Source organism: Dinoroseobacter sp. PD6, from assembly GCF_028807315.1.
Lineage (GTDB): Bacteria > Pseudomonadota > Alphaproteobacteria > Rhodobacterales > Rhodobacteraceae > Dinoroseobacter > Dinoroseobacter shibae.
This window is the reverse complement of record NZ_JARAMN010000001.1, coordinates 158,197-172,064: the sequence shown is the minus strand read 5'-3', so window position 1 is coordinate 172,064 and position 13,868 is coordinate 158,197. Positions and strand designations below refer to the sequence as shown.

The following is a 13,868-nucleotide window of genomic DNA, read 5'->3' as shown; positions in this document are numbered from 1 at the left end:
GAACCGGGAAAGCAGGTCCAACCTGAAATGGTATGGACGAACTCAAATCGAAAACCGCCCGTGCATTCCTCAATCTGTGGAACGGGTATGAAAACCGCCATCTCGAACTCCGCTCTCGTGGTGTCAAAAATGAGAACGGTAAAGTCGAGGCCAAGGTCACGACCGAAGATGGTCCGCTAACCGAAGCGCTTGCGTGGAAGCACATTAGTGGCGAGACGTCTATCGGTGTCGCACCCGTTCGCGCGGACAGCACATGCCGCTTCGGCGTGCTCGATGTCGACTGGTATGACATGCCGGAGGATGAAGTGCTCGAGCTGGTCAAGCGGATGCGCACGCGCTGCGCCGCCTTCCGCTCGAAGTCGCGTGGGCTGCACATCTACGTTTTCACGGATCAACCCGTGCGGGCGAAACTTATGCACGACTACCTTGCTTCGTTGCGTCGTCGCCTGCCCAAAAAGGTCCAGCAAAAGACGGAAATCTTCCCCAAGTCGACACAGACGGTCGTAACGCCCGACAACGAGCCGACCTCCATCAATCTTCCGCTCTACGGTTCCCAGCGTGAACTCGCTTGGGTTCTGACTGACCAGCACATGGGCGTGATCGACGAAGCGGACAAGTCGGTTATCCTCGACATGATCGAGAACGGGTGCCGTGTGTCGGCGTCCACGGTCGAGGAAATCGCCCGTGAACAGCCGACGCTCGATCATTCGGATATGGGATACAAGGTGCCTGACAACCCGGCTGGGCGTAACGACCTGCTGATGCGGATCGCAATGTCCATGCAATCGCGCGGCTGGCCGGACACGGAAATGGATGCCGAGATTCGCCGCCTGAATGGCGATACGAATTTCCATCATCTATTCGGAGATGGTCCGCTGCCCGAAGCCGAGATCGCAAACCTGCTCAAGTCGGCCAAGAAGCGCGAAAAAGGCACGCCTACGCCGCTGCACTACCGCATGGTCGAAAAGTTCAACCGCGAGTGGGCTGTGATCGACCTTAATGGGAAGATCGAATACCTGCGCAAATCCGCGCCGGAATTCACCACCTATTCCCGCGATGATCTGATGGCAAAAACGGCGACGCAGCGCGTTCTGTATGGCAAAGGTCAGGTGCCTATTGCCAAACTCTGGATCGAGGATCCCGACCGCGCGGAATATGAAGGCGTTGTGTGCGAACCCGAAGGATATGACGGCCCGGGATACAATGTGTTCCGTGGGTTCAAGTGCGCACCACGCGACGGCGACGCCACGGTGTTCAAGGAGTACGTTCTGAACGTGCTCTGCGGCGGTGACGCCGATCTTGCGCACTGGGTGACGATGTGGTTGGCTGATACCGTTCAACGCCCCACTGAGCCGTCTGTGTCGACCGCTATCGCACTGCGCGGGCCACAAGGCGCAGGCAAATCATTCCTTCAAGAAAAGGTGCTTGGGTCGATTTTTCACGACCGCCAAATCACGGTGGTTCATGAAAGCAGCCGATTGTTCTCCCAGTTCAACCGTTCACTGTTCGGGTGCACCATCGTTGCCTGTGAAGAGTCGATCTTCCACGGCAGCAAGAAGGACGCGGATACGCTGAAATCGTTCATTTCGTCGCCGGGCTGGTCGTATGAGGAAAAGTTCAAAGCGACGTTTCGCGCCAAAAATGTCCACCGCCTGATCGCCACGACCAACAACGAACATGCCGTCCACGTTGAGCGCGATGACCGCCGCTGGACCGTGATCGAGGTTGCCCAGCCGTTCGACATGACGACCAAGCAAGGGCAGGATGCGGCCTATGCCTTCTGGGAGCCTTATCATGCCTTTATGCGGTCGGACGACGGCCCAGGCATCGTACTGCGCTATCTGCTCGACTACCCGGTCGATAGGAAGGCGCTGACGTTCGCCTATGGGACGGCGGCGAAGGCGCGGGACAAGGTGATGTCCGATCCGGTCATTGCCGTGCTGCATGAAATCGCGGAGGACGGATATTGCCCGGACGACGTGAAGGCGGCGGGCGTCGTGTCTGTCAAAACGCTCATGCGGGAGGTTCACAAAAAACCCGGTGGGCGGCGGATGGGCGCGGAGGAAATCGCGGCGCGTGTCGACCGCCTGATCCCGTTCGCAACAAACGTCCGCAACGCGCAGCATGTGACCGGATATGCCCAGCGGGTCGATGATGGCATGGTGACAGTCAAGGCGGTGGCAGAGTCGCGGCAGCGCGGTCGTCAGCTCGGCGCGCTGGCCGAATTCCGCGAGGCGGTCGCGCACGTCACCCAAGCCGACTATGCCGATGGGAAGGAAGAGTGGCACGCATGGTGTCCGCCCGATGATGTCCATGACGCTGAGAGCGTGGGCACAGACAAAGAAGATATTCCGTTCTGACAGGCGGGCGTGTCACGGTCGAGAAAGGCGTGTCAGGGGGTGACGGGCCTTTTTTGCTTTCGGGCGAAGCGGTTAGGGGCAAACGTGTCGGTTGCGTCGGTTGTGACGCGGTGCAGTTTTGTCTCTGCTTAATTGTTGCCCGAGGGCGGATGCGACGCTGATGCGCGGCTTTGCCGCTTTTCAGAATATACTGACACACCTGACACAACTGACAAAAATGCAATTTCTGCAATGGTTTGCTGGTGTGTCGGTTCGATCCGCTGGTGACACAGGGCGACACATCATCGTGGGACGCGCGCTCCCGAGGTGATCCGTTCCCGCTTTCTCCGCCGATTTGTTGCGACGCGGTCGCAACTGGGTCGATCTGCGAAGGCCGATTGATCGTTAATGAAGCGATCGGCCCGAAAAAACTATAATATAACAATCGGTTGTGGGATCGATAGCCCGGTTTTGCAACGTGCTATGCAACGCCGCCTTCCTGCATGGGCATATCCGCGCGCAGATGGTTGGCAAATCCTACATGACTGCGCACATCTGCACACCGCCTATTCGTGGCGCGGCGTGCCACAAACCAAGCGCACCGACACTGCCAAGCAGCAGTGCGCCTCTACGCGAGCGTGAAGCGGTATGACCGGCATATCCGCGCATCCGCACCACCATCGCAATGATGCCTGTCAGCCGCCCGCTCTGCGTGCCTGACGGCGGGCAGCGACTTCAGCAATCGCTGCTTCCCAACTCGGGCGCGCTGGTCTGTGGTTCGCGCCGGGAGGGGCGAGGGCATATGCGCTGACATAGTCGATGCCGATGCCGATGCCGGTCAGGTAGTGCTTCGCCTTTCCGCCAAAGGCGACAACGGTTGCATTTGGCAGCAACGCAACTTGCCGCACCAAGAAGTTCGATGCGCAGCTGCGATCCGTGGTGCGCCCGATCTCGTTGTCTATGGAACACAACCGCCCCTCGGTCAGCCAGACGCGCCGCAACTGTTCGTCAAAGGTCAGGTCGGGATAGAGTTGGTCGATGAACCAGCGCGTGTTGCGGTGGAACAAATCTGTGCCGTTTTTGAAGCTGTAATAGGCGTGCGAAACACATGCCTGCATTAGCCCGTCTGCACTAATTTCGGGGTCATACCGCTCGCCATCATGCGGGTGGCCGGGTTCGGAAAACACCATCACCAATTCCACATCTTCCGGCTTGCCAGTCGCTCCAACAAACCCCCTCGGAATATGGCCGCTAGCAGGATTCCATTGCGCCTCTCTGCACTGTCCGAAGAAGCGGCAGGGTGAATACGCCTCGGCAAGAAGCGACCTCAAGGGCGAGTTGGGCAAGGGAGGCAACGCAATCTCCTTCAATCAATCGGGCAGTAAACCAACACCTCATTTTCCCACCATTCCACCTAAAGTAAATGCCAACGCTCCCAAGCCAGGTGATACGAAAAATCGAGCCTGACCATACACCTGCGCGCGCCCTGATCAGGCTCACTGGATGGCCGGGGCGCGCGCACTCAAAACGCGGAGCAGAACATGCGGATAGAAGCCGAATTTGCGGACGGACGGGCAATCTTGACCGTCACCACCCTCAGCAGCTCATCCGAGTTGTCCATTGACGACGCCCACGATCTGGCGGACGACTTGGACGCGTTTCTGTCTGATCCCGAGGCGGATGACCATTTTGGTTCATCCTACGCCATCACGGCGGCGGGCAGCGGCCTCAAGGTGTCGACCAAAACGGGATCGTTCGATCTGCAGTGGCGCTGGATCATCCCCGTCATCAACGACCTTCGAGCCTGACAAAACACCAGACGGGTGGGACGCCAACTCCACCTAAAAAACTCCTTAGATCAATGTGTTCCACCTTATTCTCCGGTCGGAGCAGCAATAAGCGGTTGATACATTGTGCATGACGGATCGGCGATCTTGTCATGTCCCAATCAAGAAGCGGGCGTGGCATCCAGCCGCGCCCGCTTCGATTGAGACATGAAAGGAACAGCCAATGGCAGACGACACCAACGCCGCTCTCCAAGCCCTTATCAAGCAGGTGATAACGCTTACCGAGACAGTCGAGGCGCAGTCAAAACGTCTCGACGGCTTGCACGACTTTAACACCCGCATCTTGGACGAGAAGAAAGACCTCCAACGCAAACTCGCATCTCCACCCGCCGACGACGAAGTGACAGAAACGCGCCGCCTGCTCGACGCCATCAACAACCCAAAGCGCGCTGAACCCGACAACCTGACGCCCAAACAGGCAGCGGAGAAGGCGGCGAAGGATCAGGCGGAACGCCAGCGGCTTGCGCGCCTTCGCGCCGCTGGGATCGACCCGAACAATCCGGTCGTCGAACTGACGCGGGCGGAGGCGCGCGATACGCACCGCTACCGCGAAATGCGCGAACTTGCTGCTCTGGCCGGCACGACGTTGCGGGTCGTGGACAATCCCAACCACTTCGACCCGGCCCAGCAAGGACGGCCCGAGATCGCGCAGACGCGTTCCGCTGTGATCAAGGATGCGGACAACAAGCGCGTCTATGTCCGGCGCGATGTAATGGGATCGTCCAACTTCCGGCAGCAGTATAGCAACCTGCGCGCCGCCGGTTTCGTGCCCGTGACGTGGAGCGATCCGTCGGATCTTCCCGACCACATCCGCGAGCAAGTGGAGGCGAATGATGGCAACGCCTGAGGATAGAGCCTGCCTGCAATTCGCGCTGAATGTCGTGTTCGGATTTGGCCCGGAAGACGATCTTTATGTTCTGCGCGACGGCCAGAGATACGCCACCGGCCATGATGTAATCACCGTCGATCCGTCAGGCGACCCGACCGATGCCGTAATAGCCACGCTCACGGCGATGATGAAACTCCACCTCGGCGGCGTCCCGTTTGGACAGTTGCGCGACGACCTCCTGCGGTCGGGCGTTGGGGAACAATTCGCAAATCGCGTGCATGATCATCTGGTCGATGTCTCCGTTGAGGAATGGAAACGCCTGCGCGAGCGCGCGGCATGGTATCGCAACGATAACGCCCAGCCCATCGCCGCCCCAACCGACAAGTCAGGAGACACCTGAAAATGGCGGGCAACAAGGCGTCCGGGCGGCATGGCGTGATCGACAACCACCCGGAGAAAACTTCGATCATCAAGGATATCGTGCTTGGGCGGCGGTCATTGACAGACATCGCCCGCCGGATTGGCACCCACCCGGACACTGTGCGCCGATATCGGGACACAAAGATCACGGAAGAAACGCGCCGCCGCATCATTGCTGAAAATCGCATCGAAGGGATCGAGGCGGACACCGCCATCGTGAACGAGGAACGGATGGACGTTGCCCGGACCTATGAAAAGTTGGCGCGGCGGGTCGAAACGCTGATCACAAAAGCGGAGGAAATCGAGGATGACGTTTTCGCGCTCGCGGCTATGGAAGGTCTGCGCAAGGTGTTGCGGGACATCGCCACCATGCACGGCAAGATGGCAACCAGCTTGTCCGTCGAAGTCACGCTGTCGGAATCGCCGGAATGGGTCACGTTGAAACGGATCATCTCCGAGGTGTGTGAAGAGGTGCCCGCTGCCCGTGAACCGTTCCTTCGCCGAATGCGTCATGAAGTGTTGTCGGTAGCAAAAGAGGAAGGTGGCCCGCTATGACCTGTCGCGAGTTCGAGGGATGGGAGGAATATGGACGCCGCCTTGCTGCGGCCACAGCCGCCGGATCGCCTGAATGGGTGTGCCTCCCTCAAACCGAGGCGGTCATGCTGGCAGAGGGCGGTAGACTCTACTTCACAGGACGCCCGTGCAAACGCGGCCACGTATCGCCGCGCGACGCAAACCGCTGCTGCACTCAGTGCAATGTCGTCAACATGCGCGCCTTCTATGATCGGAAGAAGAATGCCTTTTGACGCTCTCATCCCTTGGGCGGAAGACCTTGAGCGCCGGCTCGATCCCGTCTCGCGCCTCACGCACTGGATGGGGCACGCGCCCGATCCCTGGCAGGTCGAGGCGTTCACCACCCGGGCGACTGAGGTTGCGCTGCGGGTTGGGCGTCAGTCGGGTAAGACATCGGTTCTCGCCGCGCGAGCGGTCGAGGAATTGCATGTGCCGGAATCGCTGACCTTGTGTGTCGCACCTGCCGAGCGGCAGGCGAAAATCATCGCCCGCGAGATTGGGCGGCAGTTGCAGCGGACATCGCTTGTGATCACCCGCCCAACTCAAACCGAACTGGAGATCGCAAACGGCGCGCGGGTCATTGCGCTGCCATCGACCTCGGACACGATCCGGGGCTTTCCTGCGGTGTCCTGCCTGATCATCGACGAATGTGCCTTCCTGCAAGGCGACGGAGGCGGCGAAGACCTGATTTCATCCGTGCTGCCAATGCTTACCGAAGACGGGCAGGTGTTCTTCAGCAGCACACCCGCAGGCAAGAACAACTATTTCGCCCGGCTGTTCCTTGATGCGAAGCCGGGTGACGGTATCCACCGCATCGTTGTGCGCGGGACGGACATTCCGAGGCTGGCGGACAAGGTGGAGCGGATGCGCCGCACGCTCTCCGCGACGAAGTTTCGGCAGGAAATTTTGGTCGAAATGCTGGCCGACGGTCAGGCGTATTTTGACCTCTCTATCATCGAACAGGCCACCAGCAAGACGGAGAAGGCAATATGTCCGAGGCTGTAACCAAACCCGAATTGAACCTCGTCTATCACCCGGATGGACGCGTAGTGAACGAGACCAACAACGATCCTGCCGTGCCGCGCGTCACTGGCTTTTCGCGATACTGGCTGGCCGCAGACCTCGGGCAGGCAAACGATTACTCGGCGGTCGTGGTACTCAAGGACGAGGCTCTGCCGATCATCGACAACGGCAAGTGCATCGTAGGCCCGCGCGAACGGACGGTCGTCTACGCCGACCGCTTCCGTGGCGTGTCCTACGTCGATGTGGTCGATCATCTGATCCGCCTCAAGAACGCTCCGCCGTTCGCCGGTAAGACGGCCCTGTGTATCGACGGTACGTCCATTGGGCGCGTCGTCTCGGACATGCTCTGGGAGCAGAATGTGAACCACCATGCGATCCAGATGACGGGCGGGCAGGATTGGTCGCGGAAAGGCCGCTATGTCAACGCGGGCAAGACGCTCATGATCGAGACCACCGCCGTGCTGTTCGCCTCCGGCGACATTAAGTTTGCCCAAGACCTGCCGTTACGGCAGGAGATCGAAGATGACCTTGGATCGTTCACGACAGCGACGACGGCTGCGGGCAATCAGGTCATCACGCAGTCGCGATCATCGGCTGGGCACGGCGACCTCGGCATTGCCCTGATCGTCGGGGCCTTCGCATCCCACTACCTGCACAGGCAGCACATCGTTGTCTCGAGTCTGAAGGGTTGGCATTGACACTCAAGAAGAGCTCTGCGTCGGCATCGGGGAAGAATCGAGGCAGCAAGGGTTCATATCGTCATACGACATGTTGTGCACGCTTCATGGATGCGTCATATTGGTAGTGCTACGGGTGACACGTCGTGCGAAGCGCTTTCGTTACGCGTCAGAGAAATAACTAAAAACGAGGATAGAATGACGCTGTCTAGCATCGACCCACAATCGGATGCTGCCCCTCTGGCAGAGGACCTATATCGTCATTACCGTGAGCTTGAGCGGACTATCCGGGTAAACGAGCAGTCAACGCGAACGACCTACCGGTCACCAGTAAATTTTATTGAGTCGATGCAAATGCCTAGACATCGATGGTTCCCCTATAAAGAAGGGTTTTCCCCTTCTTTCGTAAAAGAATTCCTCTCAGCAAGTGTCAAAATCGAAGATGGTTTGATTTTGGACCCGTTTTCGGGTTCTGGCACTACTCCTCTGGTGGCGGGAGAACTCAGACTGCGTGGGCTCGGGTTCGATGTCAGTCCATTGACTAGCTTCGTTGCGAAAACAAAAGCTGTGGTCATGAGTGCTGCTGAGCTGCGCTCTTTGAGAGACGCTATCTTCGATTTTGACAAATCTCCGCTTAGGAGCCGCGCGCCGGAACCAAACAATGCCACTGTGCAACGCTACTTCGAGACTGAGGTTTTGGAGGCACTTCTGAGGAGCAAAGCATTCTTTCAAGAAATAGACTGCCCAAAGATCAACGCACTTTTTAAGTTGGCGTTCCTTTCTGCCATTGAGCCGTTTTCAACCCATCGTAAGGCAGGGAATGGTGTAAAGAAGAAAACTAGGTATTCTTGGCCCGTGTCGGATGCGGACTGCATGTCTGCTGTGAAGCGTTTCATGATTCAGAAATTGGAAATGTTCGCAGCGGATATTGAGCATACGCCCGAATTTATCCCCCCAGAATTTCGCCAAGAATCTTGCTTAGGCGATGCTCTATCTGCCGAAGTTGAAGACGTAAGCGCTGTTTTAACGTCACCGCCGTATGCTAATTGCTTTGATTACAGCAAGATTTACATGTCGGAGCTTTGGCTGGGTGATTTCTTCAAGTCCAAGACGGACCAACAGGCGTTTAGACAAGCCTCCGTTCGGTCTCACGTGCATGCTACGTGGGCTGATAGGTACAATGAGTTTGGAATTCCTATCGTCGATGATGTTATTCGACCACACATCGAACAGCAAGACCTCTGGTCGCCAAGAATTGGGAGCATGCTGTCGGGTTATTTTGCTGATCTAGGAAATCTTCTGGATAACCTGAGAGGCAGAGTAAGAAGTGGTGGTCGACTTGGATTTGTTGTTGGGAATTCTTTCTACGGAGGTGTTGCGGTCGCTACGGACCTTCTGCTAGCCGACCTAGGCAGGCAGAGCGGCTATGAAGTGGATGAAGTTCGAGTTTATCGGGGGGTAATTCCTTCCTCGCAGCAGTACCGGAAACTAGGAAACAACAGGAAGTACATGCGGGAAAGCATGGTTGTTCTTCGGAGGCCATAGATGGAGACTGCATCAACCTTGACAGAATTGCAGTGGGGCGCGGAGATCCAGTTCCCGAACAGTCGAGCTCTGATAAGGACGCCTCACTTCGTGGGAGGGCGATACCCTTGCAGGAGTGTCGCTTATGTCCCGCGGATGATCCTCGAAGATCATTCGTTAACTTCAAACAGTTTAAGTGTGTTGGATCCATTCATGGGATCGGGCACGACTGCAATTGAAGCTGTCCGCTATGCGAATTCTGTGCACGGTGTGGAAGTGGACCCGTACGCCAGATTAATTGCTTCAGTCGCAACGCAGAAGTATTCTGAAGATGAGATTGGAAAAATTTCATTCCTGGTTGCCGAGATCGGGAGAGCGTTTGAACATCAATCCCTGTATGACGATTTGAAGCCTAGACTTGCAAACATCGAATACTGGTTTGGAGATGAAAACTTTTCCGATCTGTTGAAGTTGAAGTCTGCCATTTTTGAGCTTACGGATGAGGGGAAAGTACGCGAATTCCTTCTGGCTGCCTTTGGCGATATCATCAGAGCCTGTTCAAAAGCTGAAAGGCAGTCTTTAAAGCCATATATTTCGAAAAAGTATGAAAAGAAGCCTAAACGGGTTTTGGATGAGTTCCTCAGAATAGCTTCTAAGTATATTGATGCTGTATCGGAAAGCCAAAAGCATAAATCTGATGGAATCGTTTGGGAGGGTTTTGATGCAACTAATTTTGACGTTTCAACGTCGGTCGATCTAGCTATAACCTCACCTCCCTACATCAATGCCATGGATTATACGCGATGTATCAAACTCGAGAGCGCATGGATCGGAACCGCGGATGACGATGCGATAAAGACAGTTCGCAATGCCCAGCTAGGTGAAAGCGTGCGCCGCAATCGAGAGGTACGGGAAGATTTCGTTTATTCGATCTCGCGGCAACACCTTGGAGAACTTGAAACGATTGATGAAGCTAGGTTCAAGACTGCGGTAGTTTTCTTCGATGATATGAGGAGAAATATGGAATCCGTTTTCCGCGCGCTTAGGCCCGGAGGTTTCTACTATATCATCATCGGAAACAGTAGGATTCGAGGTGTAGACGTTCCAACTCATCAAGTAATCGCAGAGATTGCCGGTCAACTTGGTTACAAGTGGGACAAGTATTTCCTCTATCGCATCAGAGACCACCGCACTTCGATCCCCAGAGGGGATCGAGGGGGGAAAATCGAGTTTGAACATGTGCTTGGACTCATGAAGCCTTAACCGGTCGTTCCCTTGTCGACCATAGCGTGGCATCGTCTCTTGTAGCTGATTCCACGCTGGCAAGGATACGATGGCAGTTAACTCGCAGTTCCTGTTTTTCTATATCGATGAACTTGTTAAACACCACTGGGTAGACTGGTTGGAAGGCCCGTTGGCCAAAGTGCCATCCGAAGAGCACAGAGGCGAGAGAGGATTCCAGCTGGCGGTCGGGGACACTGGAGCAGGTCCTCGAACTCGTGCTGGAGAAGCTTATCAACTCGGTATTCTCTCCGGTCGCATTGTTCGTCCTCGTATTGCGGGGGCGTCTTTCCCATCTGGTTGGCAGGCGGTGATTGAGGGTCGCGTTCCCTCCACTAAGCTTGGCTACTATTCCTATGTCATCGGAAGGGCGCTTCGCGAGAATCCTTCTGATCCGAATCTTGATCGAGCACTAGACTGCCTCGCAAGTATTCTTATCCTACACATAGGCTTTCAATCTGATGGTCGCTGGTTCAATACAGTACTGCTTTTCCAGTATGCCAATAATCAACTCTCAAGCTACTTGGGACGACAGCTGAACGATGAGGAGGTCAGATATCTAGCTCCTGCGGTAATCAATACACTCGACAGTGAGGAGAATGATCTACTTTTGGATCGCTATGTTGCTGACCTACCAATAGAGAGCCTCCGCTTCGATTTGAACGATGGAAAGTCTTTGCATTTTGACCTAAACGGACTTCCCGATATTGTTTCAGACAAGAAAGTAGGGATAAACGATTTTCAGAAAACTAAAGCAGCTCTCTTCTGGGCGAATCCTTCTCGCGGAATCTATATGCGTGCGGCGAGATCGCGAGGAATTCGCCTAATTCAAGAATTGATCAAAGTAGATCAGAGGCTTGCTCAATCAGGCGAGAGCAATTTACTCAACGAAGTTTTGGATTCCATTCAAAACAACGAAAATAATCCGGGCATTTTTTCGGTTGCAGAAGACGCATTTACAGATTTTCCGGGTCTGCTGCGCGAATGGCAAGATCTTGAGGCCGAGCTTTTTGACGCAACCAACAAAGCCGTTGAAGCGGTCGACTTGGACACAGCGCCCCCGATCTGGCTAGCTTCGCAGCATGAGATACGTGGGTCGGTGCCAGCTGGGTCCGACGACGAAAGCGGAAGCGATGAAGTAGATGAGGTTGAGGCAGAAACTGCCGCAATTGAAGGCTCAACTACTGCTACTGACGAAGTTTCCATAGCTAGCGGTACTCAAGAAAAGAAACCAAGCAAGAAAATTGAATTGCCGACGAAAGAAGCTCTTCGAGAATTTATCGAGAGCGAGCTGGACGAAATTTCGGAAGCTCCCCCAGTGACTGCTGCACCTACAGAAGTCTCAGGAAAAAAAGGAAAGCCTCGAGCGACACAAACAGACTTTGCTGCGAAAGAAGCGCGAAACCGCAAGCTCGGTGAAGCAGGCGAGTACTTTGTATTCCAATATGAAGTTATGAAACTCACCGCCGCGGGCAGAGTGGATCTGGCCAAGCGCGTCAAGTGGGTGTCAAAGGATATAGGCGATGGCCTTGGCTATGATATTCGATCTTTCGATCAAGATGGCAATGAGGTTTTTCTTGAGGTGAAGACAACGAATAGCGGAAGAGCAACACCATTTTTTGTATCTAACAACGAAGTTGCTGTTTCGGAAGAAAAAGGAGACTCCTACCGTCTAGTAAGAGTGTTTAATCTTTCGAAGAAACCGAGGTTCTTTTCGTTAACAGGAAGCTTGTCCGAAGTGCTTCAGCTCGAAGCAACGTCATATCGAGCTCGAGTGCTATAGGCAATGCACTGGGCGAAGTTAAAAAACCAAGGTTTGACTGAATTTGAGAGCTAATGTGATGACCCGACGAAAAACCCTTGTTGATCTAAAAGAGTATCCTACCGCGTTACAAATGGCTCGGGCGTTTTACCGAGAGAAGGGCCACCTTCGACAAAGCAAGGAGTGCCGCGAGATTGCCGATTTCTTGGGTATGTCGAATATTGCGGTATGGCACGCGTACTTGAGAGGGGACCTTGGTGTCCCGTCACCAAATCCCCAACGAGCTAAAGCTTGGGCGACTGGCAATGTGTTCTATGAAACACCCGACCACCCTTGCAGGCGATGTGGGTCGATTCGTAGAAAGCCCGGAGACGACATCTGCTACGACTGCGAAGAGCGGTATAGGGCCGACCAGCGAAGAAAATGATAAATGAAGTCGTCCAAGGGCGCGATGTCGTTGCAAAATCGTTGCAAAAGCAAAAACCGCCCCGGAGGGCGGTCTTGATACTCTCTTGTTGTAAAAGAGAGATTTTGGCTCCGGCGGTAGGGATCGAACCTACGACCAATTGATTAACAGTCAACTGCTCTACCGCTGAGCTACGCCGGAACTGGCGTGCGATGTAGCAACTCGCTGCGAGGCTGTCCAGAGGGTGCAGGGAAAAACTGGCAACTATTTCTATACTGCACGGAACACGGTCTGTGACGTCAACGGGCCTTCGTGATCGGCCTCATTTCTTGATGCCATATCAATGAGATGCGCAAGGACGTTGCGCGCGGCAGCGGGCAGGAGGGGACGCGGGATCTCGGTGTAGATCCGCGCCGCCAGCGCCGCGGCGGTGCCCGGCGCCTCGCCCAGGGCGGCACGGATCTGGGTGCTGCGCATCTGCCTGTGGGCGACCAGTTCGGCGATGCGAGCCCGCGGATCGACAATCGGCGCACCGTGCCCGGCGTGGAAGGTCGCCTCCCTCCGCCGCGCAAGCAAGTCCAGCGACGCCATGAAGGCCGACAGATCGCCATCGGGCGGCGAGACCAGGGATGTCGACCAGCCCATCACGAGATCGCCGCAGAACAGCGCGTCCTGTTCGGGACAGGCGAAACTCAGGTGGTTGCCGAAATGTCCCGGCGTCCAAAGCGCCTCCAGCGTCCAGTCGCCGCCGTCCACCCGGTCGCCATGGGCCAGGCGGATGTCGGGCTCGAAGGCGCGATCCACCCCTTCGCCGCCCTCCAAGGCGCCGCCTTCTGCCAGCGCCGCCATGACCGGGCTGCGCCCCGCCGACGCATCGCCAAAGGCCAGCACCGGGGCACCGCTGCGCGCGGCGAGTTCCCGGGCGCCGGGGCTGTGATCGAGATGGGCATGGGTGACAAACACATGGCTGACGACCTCTCCGGGATCGAGCAGCCCGAGGATCGTGTCGACCTGGTCGCCCCCGGCAGGCCCCGGGTCGATCACGGCCACGCGCCCGGTGCCCAGCACGAAGCTGTTCGTGCCCCAGTAGGTCATGGGCGACGGGTTCTCGGCGATCACCCGCCGCAGGCCGGGCGCCAGCGTGGCGATGCGCGGCGGACGTGGCGGCAGGTTCATCGCGTCCCCTT

At 56.2% G+C, this 13,868-nt stretch carries 12 protein-coding genes and 1 tRNA gene; 10 read left to right on the top strand and 3 right to left on the bottom strand.

Going from position 1 to position 13,868, the window contains the following annotated elements:
* Positions 1-32 precede the first annotated feature (32 nt).
* Positions 33-2,360 carry a DUF5906 domain-containing protein gene (locus PVW48_RS00700; RefSeq protein ID WP_274579836.1) on the top strand — a complete coding sequence of 776 codons (2,328 nt, stop codon included), beginning with the start codon at positions 33-35 and terminating at the stop codon, positions 2,358-2,360.
* A gap of 674 nt (positions 2,361-3,034) precedes the next feature.
* Here the strand turns inward: PVW48_RS00700 and PVW48_RS00695 are convergent.
* Entirely contained in the window at positions 3,035-3,670 is a 636-nt protein-coding gene (locus PVW48_RS00695) for a hypothetical protein (protein WP_274579835.1), read from the bottom strand.
* Between the two features lie 249 nt (positions 3,671-3,919).
* Here PVW48_RS00695 and PVW48_RS00690 point away from each other — a divergent pair, with 249 nt between their 5' ends.
* The 9 genes from PVW48_RS00690 to PVW48_RS00650 all read left to right on the top strand — a co-directional run bounded on the left by PVW48_RS00690 (position 3,920) and on the right by PVW48_RS00650 (position 12,296).
* Positions 3,920-4,147 (top strand): hypothetical protein, encoded by a 228-nt coding sequence (locus PVW48_RS00690; RefSeq protein WP_157865304.1) that lies wholly within the window; start codon positions 3,920-3,922, stop codon positions 4,145-4,147.
* A 202-nt stretch (positions 4,148-4,349) separates the two neighbouring features.
* On the top strand, positions 4,350-5,033 hold the full coding sequence (locus PVW48_RS00685) for a hypothetical protein (protein WP_274579834.1): 684 nt from the start codon (positions 4,350-4,352) through the stop codon (positions 5,031-5,033).
* On the top strand, positions 5,020-5,415 hold the full coding sequence (locus tag PVW48_RS00680; RefSeq protein WP_012178583.1) for a hypothetical protein: 396 nt from the start codon (positions 5,020-5,022) through the stop codon (positions 5,413-5,415). The genes PVW48_RS00685 and PVW48_RS00680 overlap by 14 nt, the downstream gene beginning before the upstream one ends.
* Positions 5,416-5,417: 2 nt before the next feature.
* The gene (locus PVW48_RS00675) at positions 5,418-5,990 is read left to right on the top strand and encodes a hypothetical protein (protein WP_274579832.1); all 573 of its coding nucleotides are present in this window, start codon (positions 5,418-5,420) and stop codon (positions 5,988-5,990) included.
* 240 nt (positions 5,991-6,230) lie between these two features.
* On the top strand, positions 6,231-7,013 hold the full coding sequence (locus PVW48_RS00670; protein ID WP_274579831.1) for a terminase large subunit domain-containing protein: 783 nt from the start codon (positions 6,231-6,233) through the stop codon (positions 7,011-7,013).
* Positions 6,998-7,729 (top strand): hypothetical protein, encoded by a 732-nt coding sequence (locus tag PVW48_RS00665; RefSeq protein WP_012178586.1) that lies wholly within the window; start codon positions 6,998-7,000, stop codon positions 7,727-7,729. The genes PVW48_RS00670 and PVW48_RS00665 overlap by 16 nt, the downstream gene beginning before the upstream one ends.
* A 177-nt stretch (positions 7,730-7,906) precedes the next feature.
* A complete protein-coding gene (locus PVW48_RS00660) occupies positions 7,907-9,253 on the top strand; it encodes a hypothetical protein (RefSeq protein WP_274579830.1) in 1,347 nt (448 codons plus the stop codon).
* Between the two features lie 135 nt (positions 9,254-9,388).
* Positions 9,389-10,495, top strand: coding sequence for a hypothetical protein (locus PVW48_RS00655; protein WP_274579829.1), 1,107 nt, complete (start codon positions 9,389-9,391; stop codon positions 10,493-10,495).
* 70 nt (positions 10,496-10,565) lie between these two features.
* Positions 10,566-12,296 carry a DUF3883 domain-containing protein gene (locus PVW48_RS00650; RefSeq protein WP_274579828.1) on the top strand — a complete coding sequence of 577 codons (1,731 nt, stop codon included), beginning with the start codon at positions 10,566-10,568 and terminating at the stop codon, positions 12,294-12,296.
* A gap of 511 nt (positions 12,297-12,807) precedes the next feature.
* On the opposite strand, the gene PVW48_RS00645 is transcribed toward PVW48_RS00650, so the two are convergent.
* A tRNA-Asn gene (locus PVW48_RS00645) sits at positions 12,808-12,882 on the bottom strand.
* Positions 12,883-12,951: 69 nt separating this feature from the next.
* On the bottom strand, positions 12,952-13,857 hold the full coding sequence (locus PVW48_RS00640; RefSeq protein WP_274579827.1) for an MBL fold metallo-hydrolase: 906 nt from the start codon (positions 13,855-13,857) through the stop codon (positions 12,952-12,954).
* Between the last annotated feature and the right edge of the window lie 11 nt (positions 13,858-13,868).